17 protein-coding genes, 1 tRNA gene and 1 pseudogene are annotated in these 19,146 nt (G+C 71.2%); 6 read left to right on the forward strand and 13 right to left on the reverse strand.

The genetic code is table 11. The annotated features are described in order from the left end of the window. Positions 1-30 precede the first annotated feature (30 nt). From ACFYL6_RS21800 to ACFYL6_RS21825, 6 genes are all read right to left on the reverse strand, one after another. On the reverse strand, positions 31-534 hold the full coding sequence (locus ACFYL6_RS21800) for a hypothetical protein (RefSeq protein ID WP_387173683.1): 504 nt from the start codon (positions 532-534) through the stop codon (positions 31-33). Between the two features lie 229 nt (positions 535-763). Beyond that, positions 764-4,438: an adenylate/guanylate cyclase domain-containing protein gene (locus tag ACFYL6_RS21805; protein WP_387173685.1), complete on the reverse strand. Its 3,675-nt coding sequence runs from the start codon at positions 4,436-4,438 to the stop codon at positions 764-766. Beyond that, entirely contained in the window at positions 4,435-5,271 is an 837-nt protein-coding gene (locus ACFYL6_RS21810) for an MBL fold metallo-hydrolase (protein WP_387173687.1), read from the reverse strand. Before ACFYL6_RS21810 ends, ACFYL6_RS21805 begins: the two co-directional genes overlap by 4 nt. Before the next feature lie 123 nt (positions 5,272-5,394). Next, positions 5,395-5,856 (reverse strand): RidA family protein, encoded by a 462-nt coding sequence (locus ACFYL6_RS21815; RefSeq protein ID WP_354969064.1) that lies wholly within the window; start codon positions 5,854-5,856, stop codon positions 5,395-5,397. Further along, positions 5,853-6,008: a DUF4177 domain-containing protein gene (locus tag ACFYL6_RS21820; protein ID WP_007466198.1), complete on the reverse strand. Its 156-nt coding sequence runs from the start codon at positions 6,006-6,008 to the stop codon at positions 5,853-5,855. The genes ACFYL6_RS21815 and ACFYL6_RS21820 overlap by 4 nt, the downstream gene beginning before the upstream one ends. Positions 6,009-6,052: 44 nt before the next feature. Then, entirely contained in the window at positions 6,053-6,535 is a 483-nt protein-coding gene (locus ACFYL6_RS21825) for a hypothetical protein (protein WP_387173690.1), read from the reverse strand. Positions 6,536-7,153: 618 nt separating this feature from the next. Here ACFYL6_RS21825 and ACFYL6_RS21830 point away from each other — a divergent pair. The 3 genes and pseudogenes from ACFYL6_RS21830 to ACFYL6_RS21840 all read left to right on the forward strand — a co-directional run. Continuing rightward, a pseudogene (locus ACFYL6_RS21830) lies at positions 7,154-7,711 on the forward strand (hypothetical protein); the annotation flags it as partial. 26 nt (positions 7,712-7,737) lie between these two features. Continuing rightward, complete coding sequence (locus ACFYL6_RS21835) at positions 7,738-8,715, forward strand: ArsA-related P-loop ATPase (protein ID WP_387173692.1); 978 nt, start codon at positions 7,738-7,740, stop codon at positions 8,713-8,715. A 53-nt stretch (positions 8,716-8,768) separates the two neighbouring features. Continuing rightward, positions 8,769-9,920: an ArsA-related P-loop ATPase gene (locus ACFYL6_RS21840; RefSeq protein ID WP_366333219.1), complete on the forward strand. Its 1,152-nt coding sequence runs from the start codon at positions 8,769-8,771 to the stop codon at positions 9,918-9,920. A 6-nt stretch (positions 9,921-9,926) separates the two neighbouring features. Here ACFYL6_RS21840 and ACFYL6_RS21845 read toward each other — a convergent pair whose 3' ends face one another. Beyond that, positions 9,927-10,247, reverse strand: a complete 321-nt coding sequence (locus ACFYL6_RS21845; protein WP_030328078.1) for a WhiB family transcriptional regulator — start codon at positions 10,245-10,247, stop codon at positions 9,927-9,929. A 407-nt stretch (positions 10,248-10,654) separates the two neighbouring features. Between ACFYL6_RS21845 and ACFYL6_RS21850 the strand changes: the two genes are divergently transcribed. Then, on the forward strand, positions 10,655-13,102 hold the full coding sequence (locus tag ACFYL6_RS21850; RefSeq protein ID WP_387173694.1) for a penicillin-binding protein: 2,448 nt from the start codon (positions 10,655-10,657) through the stop codon (positions 13,100-13,102). Between the two features lie 114 nt (positions 13,103-13,216). Here ACFYL6_RS21850 and ACFYL6_RS21855 read toward each other — a convergent pair whose 3' ends face one another. Next, a complete protein-coding gene (locus ACFYL6_RS21855; RefSeq protein WP_030328082.1) occupies positions 13,217-13,672 on the reverse strand; it encodes a GatB/YqeY domain-containing protein in 456 nt (151 codons plus the stop codon). A 25-nt stretch (positions 13,673-13,697) separates the two neighbouring features. Here ACFYL6_RS21855 and ACFYL6_RS21860 point away from each other — a divergent pair, with 25 nt between their 5' ends. Together ACFYL6_RS21860 and ACFYL6_RS21865 are read left to right on the forward strand one after the other, a co-directional pair. Beyond that, the gene (locus ACFYL6_RS21860; protein ID WP_387173696.1) at positions 13,698-14,591 is read left to right on the forward strand and encodes a metallophosphoesterase; all 894 of its coding nucleotides are present in this window, start codon (positions 13,698-13,700) and stop codon (positions 14,589-14,591) included. An 84-nt stretch (positions 14,592-14,675) separates the two neighbouring features. After that, positions 14,676-14,752: transfer RNA gene (locus tag ACFYL6_RS21865), tRNA-Pro, on the forward strand. A gap of 65 nt (positions 14,753-14,817) precedes the next feature. Here the strand turns inward: ACFYL6_RS21865 and xerC are convergent. From xerC to ACFYL6_RS21890, 5 genes are all read right to left on the reverse strand, one after another. Next, positions 14,818-15,981, reverse strand: coding sequence for a tyrosine recombinase XerC (gene xerC, locus ACFYL6_RS21870; RefSeq protein ID WP_387173698.1), 1,164 nt, complete (start codon positions 15,979-15,981; stop codon positions 14,818-14,820). Then, a complete protein-coding gene (locus ACFYL6_RS21875) occupies positions 15,978-16,196 on the reverse strand; it encodes a helix-turn-helix domain-containing protein (RefSeq protein ID WP_354890463.1) in 219 nt (72 codons plus the stop codon). The genes xerC and ACFYL6_RS21875 overlap by 4 nt, the downstream gene beginning before the upstream one ends. A 67-nt stretch (positions 16,197-16,263) precedes the next feature. After that, on the reverse strand, positions 16,264-17,817 hold the full coding sequence (locus ACFYL6_RS21880) for a replication initiator (protein ID WP_387173700.1): 1,554 nt from the start codon (positions 17,815-17,817) through the stop codon (positions 16,264-16,266). Continuing rightward, a complete protein-coding gene (locus tag ACFYL6_RS21885) occupies positions 17,807-18,100 on the reverse strand; it encodes a hypothetical protein (RefSeq protein WP_387173702.1) in 294 nt (97 codons plus the stop codon). The genes ACFYL6_RS21880 and ACFYL6_RS21885 overlap by 11 nt, the downstream gene beginning before the upstream one ends. Further along, on the reverse strand, positions 18,100-18,936 hold the full coding sequence (locus ACFYL6_RS21890) for a hypothetical protein (RefSeq protein WP_387173704.1): 837 nt from the start codon (positions 18,934-18,936) through the stop codon (positions 18,100-18,102). The genes ACFYL6_RS21885 and ACFYL6_RS21890 overlap by 1 nt, the downstream gene beginning before the upstream one ends. Positions 18,937-19,146 lie beyond the last annotated feature (210 nt).

The following is a 19,146-nucleotide window of genomic DNA, read 5'->3' on the forward strand; positions in this document are numbered from 1 at the left end:
CGCTCGAAAATACCCAACCCGACCGATGGCTCAGCGCACCGCGTCCGCCGGAGCGGCACCGGCGGGACCGGTACCCTCCTCGGCGACCGCAGCCGTGTCGGCACCCTCGGACGATCCGACCCTGCCGGCGGCGAGGCCTCGACGGGCATCCAGCCGCAGACCGATGGCGGTGGCCACCGCTCCCAGCCCTTCCCACGCCGCCACCCCGAAGAACCGGTCGGGGGCGATGTCGGCCAGCACCGCGATGGTGAACACGGTGAACGTGACCAGTCGGAAGACCACGGTGAACCGGTAGAACACCCGCCACTCGGTCACCGTGGCGAGCAGGTAGTAGACGCCCATGTTGAAGGCCGCCATCGAGGACGCCAGCAGGAACGTCCCGGTGTGGTCACCCACGGCCCGCGTCGCCGGCACCTCCAACCCGAGCATGCGCAGCTGCGCCTCCGGCCAGAGCAGCCCGACCGCGCCCATCACCAGCGCCAACACGCCGAAGACCGCGATGGTCCAGCCCGCGATGGATCGCGGCAGCTTCATGAAGGGCCTCCCCAGGCACGGCGACGGTCACCACTGTGGACCCGTACGCGGTGGTGACACGCTAGCCGCTCCCCCCGACCACCACATCCCCAAAACCGGCAAAAACCTGCCCCATCCCCCGGGGCCGCGTTGATCAAGAGCTTTCGGTCACCGGAAGCCCGAATCCTGACGCAAACCTCTTGATCAACAGCGGGGGCGGGGCGGGGGGGCGGGGGGCAGGGGGCAGGGGTTAGACCAGGGCTGTGGTTAGGCGGGTGTGTAGGGCGTCGGCTGCGGCTCGTTCGCTGCGCTGCTCGGTGGCGTACGCCAGGCGGACGGCCTCCTCCGCACAGGACAGCGCCTCCGCCGGGCGACCGCAGGCGGCCAACGCCTCGGCCAGCACACTCGCCGCGATCACCTGGCTGCGCACGTCCTCGGCCGGTGCGGTGACCGCCCGGCGGGCCCAGTCCAACGCCTGCTCCCGCTGACCGTGGGCGAGCAGCGCCGCAGCGTACTGGGCCATCGTCTGGCGGCGGGAGAAGAGCAGCGAGGGTGCGTTCGCGGCGGCCGTCGCCACCGGGGCGAGCAGCCCGACGGCGGTCGCCGAGTCACCGGCGGCGAGACGGGCCGTGGCCAGCAGCACCCGGGGCGCCACCTGCGCCGGGGCCTGCGGGTTGTGCGGCTCCACGGCGGTCAGCACCGAGCGGGCCACCCGCTCGGCCGTCTCGCAGTCGCCCATGTCCAAGGCGACGAAGCCGCGCAGTGTGCCGGCCATCCCGGTGAGCAGCGGGTGCGAGGTGCGCTCCGCGTACGCCAGGGCGTCGGTGAGCAGGTCCGCCGCGTGCTCCGGCTCGCCCAGCCCGCGCGCCACCACCGCCCGGACCACCAGGGCGAACCCGCGCCCCCAGTCGTCGGAGGCGGCGGCGAACTCCCGGTACGCCCGCCGGGCCTCCCGGTCCGCCTCGGCCAGGTCACCCAACTCGGCGGTGGCGAACGCCGCCACCGCGCGCAACGTGCCCACCGCCCACGCCTCACCGACCCGCTCGCCGAACGGCAGGAACACCTGCGCCATCCGACACGCCTCGCGCAGTCGGCCGGCGAGCAGCCGGGCGAACGCCGTGGTGCCCCGCAGCCAGGCCCGCCCGTACGGGTCCTTCAGCTCGGCGAAGAGCCGGGCGGCCCGGCCGAGCACCGCGTCGGTGCCGGCGAAGTCACCCCGGGTGGTGGTCACCCAGGCCAGGTTCTGCAGGGACCACGCCTGCCCGCGGCGGTCCTGCGCGCCGAGGCTTACCTGGTACGCGGCCGCCAACCGGCTACTCGCCTGACTCAGCCGCCCGGCCACGAAGTCGGCCATGCCGAGCCGGCGCATCGCCGTGGCGCGCTGAATGGGCAGCTGACCCGCCGTGGCCACCTGCAACGCCTCGTGCCAGGCGGTCACCGCCCGACCCTGGTCGCCGAGGGTCTCCTGGGCCTGCCCGGCCAGCAGCAGGGCGCTGACCCGGGTGACCTCGTCCCCCGCGTTCGCGGCGATCTTCTCCGCGTACGCCAGCGCGTCGGAGACCCGGCCGACCTGGAGCAGAGCCCGGGCGTGCACCACCTGATCGGCCGCCGGCACCCCGTCGCGGGCCAGTTCGGTGGCGCGTTCGGCGTACTCCACGGCCATCGCCGGCTCACCGGCGGACAGCGCCCGGCGGGCGGCCCGGCCGAGCGCGGCGACGCCGAGCGGAACCACCGCCCGGGCCGGCGCGTCCGGGCGCAGCTTCACCGCGTCGGCGAGCGTGGCGGCCCGCTCGACGTGCGTCGCCACGAAGTCGTCCCGGGCCTCGTCGGTGAACCCGCCCACCGTGCTGGCCGTGGTGTCGTCCGCCGGCGCCGCCCAGCGGGCCAGCGCGGCGTGCCGCTCGGCCAGCTCGGCCTTGCTCACCCCGGCGTACGCGGCCTCCCGCATCAGCGGTGTCGCGAAGGAGTAGCCGGTACGCGAGCGGTGCAGCATCCGGCGTTGCAGCAACTCCTCGACGGCCCGGTCGAGCTCGACGGCGACCACTGCCGACGGCCGGCCGTCGCGACCACCCCGTTGCTCCCGCATCGCCTCCAGCGCGCCGGTCGGCACCGTGTCACCGGTGACCGCGGCGTCGCGCAGCACCGACCGGGCGTCCGGCGGCAGCGCGTCGATGCGGGCCGCCAGCACGGCGGCGAGGTCCCGGGAGAGCAGCCGGCTGCCCAGCGAACCCGGCACCAACCGCCAGCTGGCCGGCCCGCTCTGCTCCCGCTCGCCGGAGCCGGGCCGCTCCGCGGCGGCACCCCGCGCCGAGCCGGCGCCGCGCACCGACGCGGCAGCGGAACCGCGCACCGACTCGGTGGTGAGCGCGCCGCGCTCGATCAGCAGGGTGACCAGCTCAGCCAGGTAGAACGGATTGCCCTGCGCGGTGGCGAGCAACCGGTCGGCGTCGGCCTGTGGCAGCTTGCCGCCGCCGAGGTAGGTGGTGAGCAGCCGGGCCGCGTCGGCGCCGCGCAGCGGCGGCAGCGAGTGCACCTCGGCGTCCGCGACGCGGGTCAGCGCGCCGGCGGTACGCACCAGCTCGGGGCGGCCGAGCAGCAGCACCAGCACCGGGCCGGTGAGCCTGGACAGCGTCAACCCGAGGGCACTGATCGTCTCGGCGGTGGCGTCGTGCAGGTCGTCCACCACGATCACCAGCGGCGCCTCCGAGGCGAGCCCGCTGAGCAGGTCGGCGACCGCGTTCGGCACCACTTCGGCATCCGCGGCGGGAGTGCCCGATCCGCCCCACTCGCCGCTGTCGGTGCCACTGTGCGCCGGGAGTTCGGCGTAGCCGAGAAGGGCGAGCAGCTGCTCCGTGGCGATCGGCGGGGTCTCCGCGCCGGAACGGGCCAGCCGCTGCCCGAGCCGGCGCAGCCGCTCCTCCACCGCCGGGCGGGTCAGCGCGGTGGACGCGTCGCTGGGCAGGCCGACGGCGGCCCGCACCAGGTCGGCCAGGGGCGCGAGCCGTCGCCGCTCACCGAACGCGGCACAGCGCACCGAGAGCACCCGGGCCCCGGTGTGCGCCGCGTACCGGCCAGCGCCGACGTCGTACCCGGCGGCGAGGCGCTCCACCTCGGCGGCGAACCGGGACTTGCCGATGCCCGCCTCGGCGGTCATCAGCAGCACCCGTGGGTCGCCCTGGTCGATCACCTCGGCGAGCCGGCCGGCGACCCGCCCGATCTCCGTCTCCCGGCCAACGTACGGCGCCTCGTCGCCGAGCCCGGAGCGGGTGCCCGGGGCGTCCAGCAGACCCAGCAGCTCGTACGCCTCGACCGGCTCACGCTTGCCCTTGAGCCGCAGCGGGCGCAGCGCCCGCCAGGAGGAGACGTGCCTGGTGGCCGCGGCGGTGCGTCCACCGGCGTAGACGGCCCCGACCGCGGCGGCGTCGGCGAGCCGGGCCGCGGTGTTCACCGTGTCGCCGATGACCGTGTATTCGATCGCGGCCTGGATTCCCGCGATGACGTCGCCGGTGTTCAGGCCGACCCGCAGCCCGAGGGGCGCACCGCCGCCCCGCTCGTCGTCGAGCACCCGGCGGACGGCCCGTTGCATGGACAGGGCGGCCCGGACGGCCCGTTCGGCGTCGTCCTCGTGCGCCACCGGGGCGCCGAAGACCGCCATGATGCCGTCACCGGTCAGCTTGTCGACGTGCCCGCCGAACGTCTTCACCGCACCGGCGAGGGCGGCGAGCACCCGGTCGGTGACCGCGCCGACGCGTTCCGGGTCGAGGTCCTCCGACCAGGAGGTGAACTCGGAGAGGTCACCGAAGAGCACGGTGACCACCCGGCGCTCGGCCGCCGGCAACGTGGCGGCGGCCGGCAGCGCGGCGCCACAGTTGTGGCAGAACCGCGCCCCGGGAACGGCAACAGTTCCACACACGGGGCAGGTCACATGTGCTCCAACCCACTGACCCCGGGCGCGGATTCCCCGGTGTCGACGCCCAGATACTCCAGCTGGGCACGGACCGACCATTCGGCCGCCCACCAGAGTGAGCGGTCCACGTCCGCGTAGACCGTCGCCACCACGTCGGCCGGGGTGTGGGCGCCGGCGGCGACCGCCGCCCGGACCTGGTCGAGCCGGGCCCGGCGGTGGGCGAGGTAGAAGTCGGCGGCGGCGGCGCAGTCGGCCAGCGCCGGGCCGTGGCCGGGCAGCGCCGGGATCCCCCGGTACGCGGACAGCAGCTCCAGGCTGGTCAGGTAGTCACCGAGGTGCCCGTCGGGGTGGGCGACGACGGTGGTGCCCCGGCCGAGGATGGTGTCACCGGTGAGCACCACCCGCTCGTCGTCGTGCGCGACCAGGAAGCAGACCGAGTCGGCGGTGTGCCCCGGCGTGCCCAGCAGACTGATCTCCAGGCCGAACCCGCCGAGGCGTTCGGCCGGCTCGGTCAACGGTTCACCGCCGATGGTGTGCGCCGGGTCGACGGCGAGCACCGGCACCCCGCCGAGCAGTTCGCTGAGGCGGGCGGCGCCCTCGGTGTGGTCGGGGTGGCCGTGCGTGATCAGGATCAGCCCGATCGGGCCGTGCTCGGCGATCCGGGTCAGGTGCCCCTCGTCCGCCGGCCCCGGGTCGACCACGACGGCGTACTCGGCTGCCGGGGCGCGCAGCACCCAGGTGTTGGTGCCGTCGAGGGTCATCGGCCCCGGGTTCGGCGCACGCAGCAGTGAAACCCAGCGGGGTAGCTCGTCGGCAAGCGCCGCCACCGCCCCCGTCACGTGCCCGCTCATGGCTGCGATCGTACGACCCCGCCCGCCACACCCCACGATCTTGCACTTGCCGTCCCTGATTCATCCCCGTTCAGGGCTTTCGTCCGAGCGGAAACGGCAAGATCGCGGGGCGTTGGGGACGCGTCAGGCGACCTCGACGATCAGCTCGATCTCCACCGGGGCGTCCAGGGGCAGTTCGGCCACACCTACCGCGCTGCGCGCGTGGCGGCCGGCCTCCCCGAAGACGGTGCCGAGGAGGTCGGAGGCACCGTTGATCACGGCGGGCTGACCGGTGAAGCCGGGCGCGGACGCCACGAACCCGGTCACCTTGACCACCTTGACCACGTTCTCCAGGCCGACCAGCGAGTCGACCGCGGCCAGCGCGTTGAGCGCGCACCGCTGGGCCAGGTCCTTCGCCTGTTCGGCGGAGATCCCGGCGCCGACCTTGCCGGTCGCGAGCAGCTTGCCCTCGGCCATCGGCAACTGGCCGGAAACGTACACGTGCTGCCCGGACTGCACGGCCGGGACGTAGCTGGCCACCGGCGGCACGACCTCGGGCAGTTCGAGACCGAGCTCGGCGAGCTTCGCGTGCGGACCGTTGCTCACGCCTTGGGCCGCTTCAGGTAGGCGACCAGCTGGTCCGGATTCGGGCCGGGGACCACGGCGACGAGCTCCCACCCGTCCTCGCCCCAGTTGTCGAGGATCTGCTTGGTCGCGTGGACCAGCAGCGGGACCGTGGAGTATTCCCACTTCTGCATCGCTGAAGGGCTCCCTCTCGGTGCGGAATTGTTCGAGGGACAGCCTACGGTCCGCTGGCCGGACCGGGTACGGGACGCTGCTCCGGCGTGGCCGGCAGCTCCCCGCAGCCCCCTTCGTGCTCGTACCCCTGGGGGCAGCGGGACCGGTCGGGCAGCAGCAGGTCACAGAAGACCCGGTGCCTGTTGTTCTGGTCGTCGGCGTTGGACACGGTGGTCTCGCCGGCGTCCAGCTCGGGCAGGAACCCCAGGGACACCGCGACCCGGCCGGCCAGCACGGTCGCCGCCGCCAGATTCGGCACCCGGATCGGCAGGTGGATGACGAAGCCCGGCTCGTCGTCCTCACGGGTCCGCTCGGCGGGCTGGCTCGGCATCCGGCCCGTCTCCGTCTGCTCCGGCATCCGGCGGTACGACCGTTCGTTGATCGGCTGGCTGGTGACCTGCCCGCCGGCCTCGACCACGGCCCCGGGCCGGCGGGGCCGGTCGTTCGTCGGGAACTGGGTGCGAGGGATGTTGTCCGCGTCGCGCATGCACTGCCTCCGGTCGTACCTCTCGGATCATGCTTCCGGCCCGGACCCATTCGTCCGTTCCGGCCCCCGCACCGGGACGAAGGTAGGTCTGTGGCCGCAGTCCCGCCAACAGGACGCGCACAAGAGGACACCAACAGTCACATATGCGACACACCGCAGGTCGGGGGCCCGACACCGGAACCGACGCGGGTACCCCTCACCGGATCGTGGGGCCCGCCCGGCAGGCAGGGGCGACACCGACCCCGTCATCGACCGCTACCCTTCCGGTCGGACGGTCGCGCAGCGCCCGGCCGCCCGCTCGATCACGCTCGGCGCCAGGGGTGGCGGCGGGCGCCGCACCCCTGGGGGAACGACATGACCCACCCGCCCAGCGGCGACCAGGCCGGCACACCCACTCACCCACCGGCCCATCCGGATCCCGCCGGTCAGCCCGGCGCACCGAACATCCCCGCCCAGCCAACCCCAGCTCCGCCGCCCGGGCAGCTCGCCCTTCCCACCTCCCCCGCGCAGCCGGCGCTCCCCGCCGCCCCCACCGCACCGACCTTCCCCGGGCAGCCAGCCGGCTCCAGCCAGCCGACCTTCCCCGGGCAGCCCGGCGGTGCCGGCCAGCCGGAAGGGACCGGCGGCCCCACCTCGACCGCCACACCCCCGACGCAGCCGGGTGCCCCGAACCCCTCGTCGATCCCTCCGCCCCCGCCGGCCTACCCGCCCTACCCGGGCACGGCCGAGCCGAAGAAGAAGCGCGGCCTGCTGATCGCGGCGATCGCACTGGTCGTGATCATGGTGCTCTGCGTGGGCGGCGGCGTGGTGGCCTTCCTGACCCTGCGCAATGCCGAGACCGGCGAGGGCGCCAAGGAGCCGGCGGTCGCCGTCGACGAGTTCCTCACCGCGGTCTACAAGGATCGCGACGCGACCAAGGCGGCCAGTCGCGTCTGCGCCGCCTCCCGCGACGACGACAAGATCGCCGCGAAGGTGGCCGAGGTGGAGAAGTACGCCTCCACCTACCAGAACCCGCGCTTCCGCTGGACCACCCCGAAGGTGGACAACCAGACCGGGGAACGGGCCACCGTCTCCACCCGGCTCACCATGACCACCGCCGACGAGAAGGTCGCCGACCAGGAGTTGCGCTTCACTGTGGTGCAGAAGACGGGTTGGTGGGTCTGCGAGGTCGCGTGACCTCCACGCCTGGATAGGCTCGACGGGTGTGTGCAGCTGAGCGCCCCATCGACCCGGCCGGTACCGGATGGCCCGCCCGTCTCCACGTGGTGACCGGCAAGGGCGGCACCGGTAAGACCAGCGTGGCGGCGGCGCTGGCCCTCGCGCTCGCCGCGGGTGGCCGGCGCACCCTCCTGGTCGAGGTGGAGGGGCGGCAGGGCATCGCCCAGCTGTTCGGCATCGAGCCCCTGCCCTACGAGGAGCGCCACCTCGCCGACGCGCCGGACGGTGGTGAGGTGCGCGCGCTCGCGGTGGACGCCGAGGAGGCGCTGCTCGAGTACCTGGACATGTTCTACAAGCTGGGCGCGGCGGGCCGGGCACTACGCAAGCTGGGTGCCATCGACTTCGCCACCACCATCGCGCCCGGCCTGCGGGACGTCCTGCTCACCGGCAAGGTGAAGGAGGCCACCACCCGCACCACCGGGCAGCGGCGGGCGTACGACGCCGTGGTGCTGGACGCCCCGCCGACCGGACGGATCGGCCGGTTCCTCAACGTGACGGCGGAGACCGCCCGGCTGGCCAAGGTGGGCCCGATCAAGACCCAGAGTGAGGGGGTCGCCGCGTTGCTGCGCTCCCCGATGACCGCGGTGCACGTGGTCACGCTGCTGGAGGAGATGCCGATCCAGGAGACCGTCGACGCGATCGCCGACCTGACCGCCCTCGGCTTCGGCGTCGGAAAGGTGCTCGTCAACGGTGTCCGAGCCCCGCTGCCCGCCGGACCGGCGGTCACCGCCGCGGAGTTGAGGCGCGGGCTGGTCGCCGCCGGGCTGCCGGCCGATCGGGACATCGTGGCCGGGCTGCACGATGAGGCACGTGACCAGCTCATCCGGCGCGAACTGGAGGATTCGCTCCGCGCCGACCTGGTGGAGTTGGGGCTGCCGATGATGGAGCTGCCGTTGCTGCCCGACGGGGTGGACCGGGCGGGGCTCGCGACGCTGGCCCAGGCCCTCGTCCGCGCCGAATGACTCACACCTAGGCGCAGCGCGGGCGCGTGGACCCGCCGGCCCGATACGCTCGATTGGTGCCTTCCGAAGACGCGGCGCCGCAGCTGGACGTCGACCAGATCCTCGCCGACCCGGGCGTGCGGATCGTCGTGTGCTGCGGTGCCGGCGGAGTGGGAAAGACGACCACGGCCGCGGCGCTGGCGCTGCGGGCTGCCGAGCACCACGGCCGGCGCACGGTGGTGCTCACCATCGACCCGGCCCGCCGGCTGGCCCAGTCGCTGGGCCTGACCGAGCTGGACAACACCCCCCGCCAGGTCAAGGGCATCGACGTCGAGAGCAGCGGCGGCGAGTTGCACGCCATGATGCTGGACATGAAGCGCACCTTCGACGACGTGGTGCTGCAGCACACCGACCCGACGAAGGCCGCGGAGATCTTCGCGAACCCGTTCTACCAGGCGATGAGCTCGACCTTCGCCGGCACGCAGGAATACATGGCGATGGAGAAGCTGGGCCAGTTGCACGCCCGGGGCGAGTGGGACCTGATCGTGGTGGACACACCGCCGTCCCGCTCGGCACTGGATTTCCTGGACGCGCCCGCCCGACTCTCCCGTTTCCTCGACGGCCGGATGCTGCGACTGCTGCTGGCTCCGGCGCGCAGCGGTGGCCGGAGCATGTTCAGCCTGGTCACGGCCTCGTTCGGGATGTTCTCGAAGGTGGTGCAGAAGGTGCTCGGCGCGCAGCTGCTCACCGACCTGTCCGGCTTCGTGGCGGCCCTGGATTCGATGTTCGGTGGTTTCCGGCAGCGCGCCGAGCAGACGTACCGCATCCTGCAGGCGCGGGAGACGGCCTTTCTGCTGGTCGCGACACCGGAGCCGGACGCGGTCCGGGAGGCCGCCTACTTCGCGGGCCGGCTGCGGGACGAGCGGATGCCGCTGGCCGGCCTGGTGCTCAACCGGGTGCACCGTCCGGCGGTCCCGGAGCTGGACGCCGAGCAGAGCCGGGTCGCCGCCGAGCGGCTGACCGAGCTGGGTGGGCACGAGGCCACCGCCGACGTGCTGCGGGCGCACGCGACGCTGGCTCGCCAGGCGGTACGCGAGCAGCAGGTCGCCGCGCGCTTCACCGAGGCGTTCCCGGCCGTGCCTGCGGTTTCGGTTACGGCGCAGCCCGCCGACGTGCACGACGTCGACGGGCTACGGACGATCGGCGCGGCGATCAGCCGGCCGTGACCGGCGTCAGTTGGCCGCGCTGACGAGAATCTTGTCCTTACCGGCCTTGTCCTTACTGTTCTTCTTCATCGCGGCCTCGAACATCTTGCGCCAGCTCGTCACCTGCGGGTGACGACGCAGGAGCGCCCGCCGTTCGCGTTCGGTCATGCCGCCCCACACACCGAACTCGATCCGGTTGTCCAGCGCGTCGGCCAGGCACTCGTACCGAACTGGGCAGCTCCGGCAGATCCGCTTCGCCACGTTCTGTTCGGCGCCCTGTACGAACAACGCGTCCGGGTCCCCGTTCTGACATGCCGCAAGCGACGGCCAGTCAGTGATCATGCCCATGTGTACACGTCCCCCCTTGCAGTACCTACCGACCTCGTCGATGCACGTCAGCCGGCAATTCCCCCCGATCGCCCGGCCTGCCTTCCCCAAGGCGGCGCGGACGACATGTGGCGCTGTCGCCGCCCCCATCATGCTCTGTAGTCGACTGATTACGCAACGTTGTCGACGAAATCCATCATTCCGGACACTCCCGGCTTCCCGGGCCTTCGACCGCCGGTTACCCCGCCGAGCTCGGCGATAACGCTGCGCCGCCTCACCGAATCGGAGGAGACTCGCGCCGGGTCACACGCAACCAAGTACCGGGGGTCGTGCGTTTAGCACAACGAGGGCAGCGCGCGCAGGAAATGGGGAAAGAACGCCCCAGCGCCCCTCGTTCCCTACTCGCGTACCCTGTCGAGGTGACCTGGATGCGGAAACGTGACCACAATGTGCTGACCAACGCCGCATCGCTACTCGTGTGTGGCCTGCTGGCCGGCGTGGTGGTCGCTGCGGCGGCCTTCCCCGCGGTAGCGATGTCCGGCCTGGCCGCAAAGGCTGGCGCCGAGACATTCGGTGCCCTGCCCACGGAGCTGACGGTGGCCCGCGCGCCACAGATCAGCTACCTGCTGGCCTCGGACGGCAAGACACCGCTCGCGACGATGTACGACGAGAACCGGCGCGACGTGAAGCTCGCCGACATCTCGCCGTTCATGCAGAAGGCCATCATCGCGGCCGAGGACCATGACTTCTACAAGCACAACGGCGTCGACATCAACGGTGTCGCCCGCGCGTTCGTCAACAACCAGAGCGAAGGCTCCGGCCGGCAGGGCGCCTCGACGCTGACCATGCAGTACGTCCGGCTGGCCATCGCCTACTCGGCCACCCACCCGGCGGACGTCGTCGCGGCGACCGAGGACACCAGCGCCCGCAAGCTCCGCGAGATGCGGCTGGCCCTCCAGGTCGACAAGGAGTTCTCCAAGGACGAGATCCTCACCCGCTACCTCAACCTGGCCTCGTTCGGCAACGGCGCGTACGGCATCTATGCCGCCAGCCAGGTCTACTTTGGCAAGCCGCCGAGCAAGCTGAAGATCGAGGAAGCGGCGTTGCTGGCCGGCATGGTCAAGGCGCCGACGACGAACGACCCGACCACCGAGGCGGGTTACCCGCTCGCCAAGGACCGGCGCGACTACGTCATCCAGAACATGGTCGACATCAAGGCCATCACCCAGCAGGAGGCGGACGTCGCCAAGGCGACCAAGCTGGTGGTGAAGGACAAGCGCACCCCCAACGGCTGCGTTGCCGCCAACGTCAACGAGTGGGGCTTCTTCTGCGACTACTTCTACCGCTGGTGGATGGATCAGGAGACGTTCGGCTCGACCACGTACGACCGGGAGCGCCGGCTGAAGAGCGGCGGCTACACCGTCGTGACCTCGATCGACGTCCAGGCGCAGCGTGGCGCGGACAAGGCGGTCCGTAAGGCCAAGAGCGTGAACAGCAAGGAAGCGGCAATGGTCGCGGTCGTCGAGCCGGGCACCGGTCGGGTGCGGGCGCTCGCGGTCAACCGGCAGTTCAAGCTCGACGACCCGAAGAACCCGAAGAACAAGATCTCCAGCGATCCGGCGAAGAGCAGGAAGGGCATCCGGGGCAACTACCCGGCGACGGTCAACCCGCTGCTCACCGGCGGCAATGGCATCACCGGCTACCAGGCCGGCTCGACCTTCAAGATCTTCAGCATCGTCGCCGCCCTGGAGAAGGGCATCCCGCTCAGCTACACCTTCAACGCGCCGCAGCAGTTCAAGTCGGAATACATCATCGACAGCAGCAGCCCGGCGGCCTGCAAGGGCACCCACTTCTACTGCCCGACCAACTCCGGCCTCAAGGCCGGCGGCGTGCAGAACATGTGGAGCGCGTTCGCCCAGTCGGTCAACACCTACTTCGTCCCGCTGCAGCAGCAGGTCGGCGCGGAGAACGTGGTCGACGCCGCCCGGCGGGCCGGCATCCAGTTCCGGGCGAGCAACGACGCCAAGTTCGCCGCGACCAAGAACGATGCCCACCAGTGGGGCGCCTTCACCCTGGGCGTCTCCTCCACCACCCCGCTCGACCTGGCCAACGCGTACGCGACCCTGGCGGCCGACGGCAAGTACTGCGAGCCGATCCCGGTGCAGGAAATCCGGGACCCGGAGGGCAACAAGCTGGACATCGCCAACCCGCGCTGCGAGAAGCGGTTCAGCACCGAGGTGGCCCGGGCCGCCGTGGACGCCGCCCGTTGCCCGGTCGGCGACAACTCCAGCACCAGCAAGTGCGGTGGCAGCCGTACGGCCGCCGTCGTGAAGGGCATCGTCGACGCGCCGGTGGCCGGTAAGTCCGGCACCACCGACTCGGAGAAGACGGCAGCCCTGGTCGCCATGACCAAGCAGTACTCGGTGGCCGGCATCATGGCCGACCCGGACTGGCCGCAGACGAACGTCAAGATGAAGCACAAGGAGAAGGACGGCATCAACCCGCCGGTGTACGAGACCCTGCGGGATGCCATGAAGGGCAAACCGCGGATCCAGTTCGAGCCGCCGGGCCAGAAGATCTCCGAGGGTGACCAGCGCAGCATCCCCGACGTGAAGTGCGTTTCGGTGGATCAGGCGAAGTCCCGGCTCAAGGGCGCCGGCTTCGAGCCGGTCGTCTCCAGCGCGAAGGTGCCGTCCTCCTGCAAGGCGGGCGACGCGGCCGGCACCAGCCCCGACGGCCGCACGATCAAGGGTGGCGTGGTCACCATCCAGGTCAGCAGCGGCGGCGGCACGCCGGGCAACACCGACGGCACTCCGGGCGGCCAACCCGGTAACCAACCCGGCGGGCGACCCGGCAACGGCCGTCCGAACGGCTGAGCCGACCAGTAGGACACAACGGGCGGGCACCCTCCTCGGGTGCCCGCCCGTTCCGTCTGTCCGGACCAGCGAGCGCTGCGACAACCGTCCCGGCGTACGGCTGATCCTGCTGGGTCAGAGACCGAGCTGTCGGCGTACCTCGGCGGCCACCCGGCCACCCTCGGCCTGGCCCGCCACCGCGGCCTGGGCCGCCTTCATCGCCGGGCCCATCTGGGCCTTGCCGGTGAAGCCGCCCGCGGCGAGCGCCCCCGACACCAGCTCGGTCAGCTCGGCGTCCGAGAGCTGCTTGGGCAGGTAGCGGTCCAACACCTCGCCCTCGGCGCTCTCCTTCGCGGCCTGCTCGGCGCGGCCGGCGTCGGCGAAGGCGGTGGCCGCCTCCCGACGCTTCTTGGCTTCCTTGGTCAGCACCGCGAGCACCTCGTCATCGGTGAGCTCGCGCTTGGCCTTGCCGGCGACCTCGGCGGTGCCGACGGCGGCCAGGGCCATCCGCAGCGTGGAGGTGGTCAGCTCGTCGCGCGCCTTGAGCGCGGAACGCATGTCGGCAGTGAGGCGGTCCTTCAGCGTGCTCATGGACGGTCAAACTACCCTGAACGCCATGCGAAAGCGCACACTATTCCGGCTCGCCGCCGGAACCGCCACGATCGGCGCGGCCACCCTCGCGTACGCGTCGCTCGTCGAGCGAAACATGTTCACCCTGCGGCGGTACGACGTGCCGGTGCTCCCGGCCGACGCGGAACCGCTGCGCGTGCTACACCTCTCGGACCTGCACATGATGCCCGACCAGGCGCGCAAGCAGCGCTGGGTGGCGTCGCTGGCCGCCCTCGACCCCGACCTGGTGGTGGTGACCGGCGACAACATGGCGCACCCGGGCGCGATGCCCGGGGTGCTACGGGCCCTGCAACCACTGCTGGACTATCCGGGCGCGTTCGTGTTCGGCTCCAACGACTACACCGGGCCGGTGCTGAAGAACCCGTTCACCTACTTCCTGCCCGACCGGGAGTACACCGAGGGCGTCGAGCTGCCCTACGAGGAGCTGCGTCAGGTCTTCACGGGCGCCGGCTGGGCGGACCTCAACAACGCCCGGACCATGCTGAAGGCTGGCGGCCGACAGCTCGACCTGGTCGGCGTGGACGACCCGCACATCGACCGGGACGACTACCCCGCCGTGGCCGGCGCGGTGTCGTCCTCGGCGGACCTCTCCATCGCGCTGACGCACTCACCCGAGCCACGGGTGCTCGACCAGATGGCGGCGGACGGCTTCGGTCTGCTGCTGGCCGGGCACACCCACGGTGGTCAGGTCTGCGTACCGGGGTTCGGGGCGCTGGTGACCAACTGCGGCCTGCCGCGGTCGATGGCGCGCGGTCTGCACCGGTGGCCGGGCTCGGACTCCTGGCTGCACGTCTCCGCCGGCCTCGGCACCCACCCGACCGCCCCGGTCCGCTTCGCCTGCCCCCCGGAGGCCAGCATCCTCACCCTCATCCCCCGCTGATCGACCCGCCGCCCGCTGGCCGGGGCGGCGGGGGTACCGAGTTTGACCATCGGGGCTAGTGGGCTACTATTTGTCGGCACGCCTCGGGGTGTGGCGCAGCTTGGTAGCGCGCTTCGTTCGGGACGAAGAGGTCGTCGGTTCGAATCCGGCCACCCCGACCAGGTCAGAGGGCACATCCGATCCATGGATGTGCCCTCTAGTGCTTCCTGGGTGACCAACTGAGTGACTACGCCTCAGCAGACGGCGCGAAGATGCGATCCATGACGGCCGCGCCCTGGAGCAGCACCGGCCGAAGCTGGTGACGGTAGACCAGCTCGGTGACGGTGGTGCCGGAGTGCCCGCACAGGTCGGCGATGTCCTCCAGGCTCACCCCGCTGTCGGACAGCAGCGACACAAAGCTGTGCCGCAGCTCACGAGGTGTCCAGGCAGCCGGATCAAGGCCAGCCAGGGCGAGGACTCGGCGGAAGGCCCGGCGGACGTTGGCCGCATCGAGGGCAGTGCCGACAGTCGAGGCAAAAACCACCCCAAGCGGCTGCCAGTCCTTGCCGGCAGTCTTGCGCTCCTGTTCCTGGCGTTGCCGGTGATGAGTCAAGGCGGTGACGCACCGGGCAGGTAGAGCGAGGGTGCGTCGGGACTTGCGGGTCTTGGTATCGCCGCCGTCCCGATCAGAGCGCCACACCTGGATCGAAGGTGGTAGCGGCGGATCCATGTCGAGTTGGCCGTCAAGGTCAACGTGGTCCCAGCGCAGGGCGCGGAGTTCTTCGGTGCGCGCGCCGGTCAGCAACGAGAGCACGACATAGGCGTGCAGGCGAGTTCCCTCGGACGCGCCGAGGACGGCCTTCGCCTGGTCCAAGGTGAGGGACTTGGAGGGGCGACCCCCCTGGCCACGCGGGACGGTGCACAGCGCGACGACGTTGCGCTTCACCTTGTCCCGGGCCATGGCTCGGTTCACAGAGCGGTTGAGGCACCCGTAGAGGTCACGAAGGGTGCGGGTGCTGAGGGTGGTGGCCTTGTCGGCTAGCCAGCGGTCGACGTCCTGGGCGCGAAGCTCGCGGAGCTTCCGAGCGCCCAACGCCGGAATGATGTGGGTACGGCACAGGATCTCGCACTTGGTCTTGGTGCGGTCCGATCGGCCGTTGAGTCCGTAGGTCAGCCAGTCGGTGACGGCCTCAGTAACGGTGTAGTGGTGCTCGGCGATGGCGAGCCCGTCTTCGTAGTCGCGGATCTTCTCCCGTAGTTTGGTACGGGCTTCGGTCTTGGTTTTGCCGCTGCCTTTGCGCACGATGCATTTGCCGGCTGGGGTGTAGCCGACGGTGATGGTGGCGATCCAGCGTTGCCGGGACTCGTCCCAGTGCAGGCCGCCTTCTCCTCGGGCGCGGCGGGTGGTCATCGGGTGCCTCCTTTCTGTGCTTCGTGTTCGAGCAGGTCGACGTAGGCGGTGATCGCCGCGTCAGGGACGAGGCGGGTGCGGCCTTGTCGGACGGTGCGCAGTCGGCCGGCGCGGATCTGTTCGTAGATCACGGAGCGGGACAGGCTGAGCATGGTCATGGCTTCGGGGATGCGGTAGAGCGCCTTTCTCTCGGGTGCGGTCAGGGTGGTGGGCAATGGGCTACCTCTCCTCGGATCGGTGGTTGACCGTCAAGCCGGTCTTGACGGTGAGTCGGTGGGTGGGTCAGGCCACGGCGGTGAACTCCTCGCGGGCCACCTCGTGCCTTTCACGCGCCATGGCGGCGGCGGTGTTGGCGAGCAGTGCGTCTCCGGTGGTGCGCCATCCGGACCCGGCGTAGGTGAGCAGGCCGACGATCAGCGTCGTCTCTTCCTCGGGTTGGTCGGCGTATTCGTGGCCGGTTTCGGTGCGTCGCCAGATGACGCGGGCGTTGCGCAGGATGCGGAAGGTGGTGGAGTAGCGGCGGCTTTTGGTGAGGAAGTGGCCGCCGAAGCCGAGCATGTGTGCCCAGCGTCGGAGGTGTTGCCAGTCGCGGTTGCGGCCGAGGGTCCAGCAGGCGTCGATGAGCCGTTCGGGGTGGCTGCCTTGGTGGTTGGCGTAGAGGTCGATGACGTCGCCGTCGAGGCGGCGGGACACGTGCCCGGTGGCCTCGGTGCTCTTGGTGGCGTACTTGGCCAGGTACCCGGCGACTTTGCCGTCGGTGATCTCTCCGTCGGCGGCGATGGGGCGGACGTCGACCTGCTCGCCCCAGGCGATCCCCCAGCCGGTCTGGGCTGCCGGGTGTGGGCGGGTGGTGAAGGCGACGGTGGCGGCGGTGTGTTCGGCGGCGGCGATCAGGTCGTCAACGCCGGAGGCTGCCGGGGGTGGGATCACGGCGTCGGGGTCGTAGGGGTGGATGCCGTCGAGGCGGATGATGGCGTGGTAGTGCACGACGGCGCGGCGTTGCATCTCGGCGACCTTGCCGAACGACGGCTTAGCCGGTGGCACCCGACGCACCCGGCCGGAGGCGGTGACCTGCTCGACCCAGGGCAGCCCGAGCTGGCGAGCGCGGGCACGGAGGTGTCGGGTGATGGCGATGGTGGTGCGGCGCCACAACTCGGGTGCGGAGTGGTTCCACACGACCTGGGCGTCGTAGTCGTAGCAGTCCAGGCACAGCGGTTGACCCAGCCGAGGATCGGACTCTTCGTGACGCGCCCAGCAGACCGACGGCTGCCCGTGCTCACATGGCCCGGCGGTGGGGTCGGTGGCCCGGCGGGGGTGGCAGGGCTCAGCCCGGCAGTCGCAGCGGCGACGGCTGGAACAGGTGTGCCGCTTCACGATGCGCGTGTGCACGGTGCCGAACGACGGGGCGGTGAAGGTGACGAACACCGCCGGATGCCCGGCAACGGACGCGGGGATGCCTTTGCCGCCGGCGAGTCCGGCGCGCAGGAGTTGGTAGGCGTCGCGTTGGTAGGTGCGGGCGCAGGAGGGGCAGACGGCGTGTCGGCGGTTGCCGCACGGCTTGTAAATCTCCCCGTCTGGCATGTCCTCGGTCCGGGCGGCGGACAGGAGTTGGCCGGTGGCCCGGTCGACGGTGGCGACTTCGCCTGAGAGGCGGATGGGGTGGGAGCAGCCCGCGGCTGCCTTGACGTGGTCGAGCCAGTCGAAGACGTTCGGGTCGGTGGCCCGGTGGAACGCGGACTCATCCCGGCCGACGAAGCCGGTCGACGAGGTGGGCCGGAGCCCCGGACCAGCAGTCGTGCACTGGTCCGGGACAACGGTCATCAGGTCAGCGGCCACGGTTGCGGGCCGCCTTCATCGGGAGGTGGGTGATGGGGCCGGTGGCGAACGGGTTGGGTCCGTCGAAGATCCGGCCGAGTAGGCAGGCCACGGGTGCGGGCAAGTCGGCCCGGTGGTGCTCCCACAGGTAGATGTCGCGGATGAGTTGGTAGGTCTTCGGCAGCTCCACGCCGTCCCGGGCGGCGAGGATCTTCAAGCGGCCGATGAGTTGGACGGGTTCCCAGCCTCGGACAAGGCGGGGTTGACGCCACCGGTAGCCGATGGGGGTTGAGGTGGCGGTCATCAGGCCACCGCCTGCATAGTCTCGGCGGGTAGAACCGGGGTGGCGGTTTCGGTGATGCTGTCGAGGCTGGTCAGGTAGAGCCGGGACAGCGGCCCGTTGGTCAGGGCGCGGAGGTGGATGACGGGGGCGAACGCGGCGGGGCAGCCGTCGATGCCCGTGCGGATGATCAGGTCGTTGTCGACCATCAGGATCGTGGTGGCCATCGGGCCGGGGTAGCGGCTGACGGAAATGCCGTGTTCGACCAGGGGTAGGTAGACGGCTTCGGCCTGCATGGCGCGGATCTTGTCGATGCCGTCGGTGGCGGTGTTCGGGTCGGCGACGATGACCCGCACGTGAACGCCACGGTGGGCCTTCTCGGCCAGGAGCCTCGGCAGGTTTGGCACGAGGTCGGACAGGGCGAGGTCGCCCATGATGACGATGCGCTGCTGCGCGTCGGTGAGTAGCCGAGCCCACAGGTTGGGCGGGACGGCGGCACGGCCGGGCCAGCAGGCGGTCAGTTCGTCGGTGCCGTCGATTTTGCTGATGCGGGTGCCGTGGATACGCGGCCACAGGTAGGTGACGTCCACGTCCAGGAGGCGGGCCGCCTGGTAGGCGATCCGGGGGTAGGGGGTGCGGTCGGCGTTGCCGATCCACCGCTCGACGGTCTTCGGGTCGACGCCGAGCTTGGAGGCGAAGTCAGCCGGTGACTCGCCGAGCGAGAGCAGAGTTTCGCGGAGCCGTTCGTTGCAGCGGGTAGCGGTGCGCGGGTTGGTGTTGGGCCGAAGGTCAGCGGGGGACAGGTGCGAGTGAGCACCGGGAGGCGTGTCGTGGAACGTCTTGGCAGGGGTCGACGCCACCGGCCGGAGCCGGTTAACAGACGGCAGGGCCGGGGCGTTCGTCTGAAGACCCGAGACGCGACACGCAGGGACATGGGTACGCTGAGCAGGCATCGTGATTCCTTTCGCAGAGGGCCGATGCACTTGGCCTCGACGGGCCGCAATCCCGTCGGGGCCTCTTTGCGCTCCCCATATCCCTTGTAAAGGGGGGTTGCGCACCGATGTGTGGCC

Source organism: Micromonospora sp. NPDC007208 (assembly GCF_042869175.1).
GTDB lineage: Bacteria > Actinomycetota > Actinomycetes > Mycobacteriales > Micromonosporaceae > Micromonospora > Micromonospora foliorum.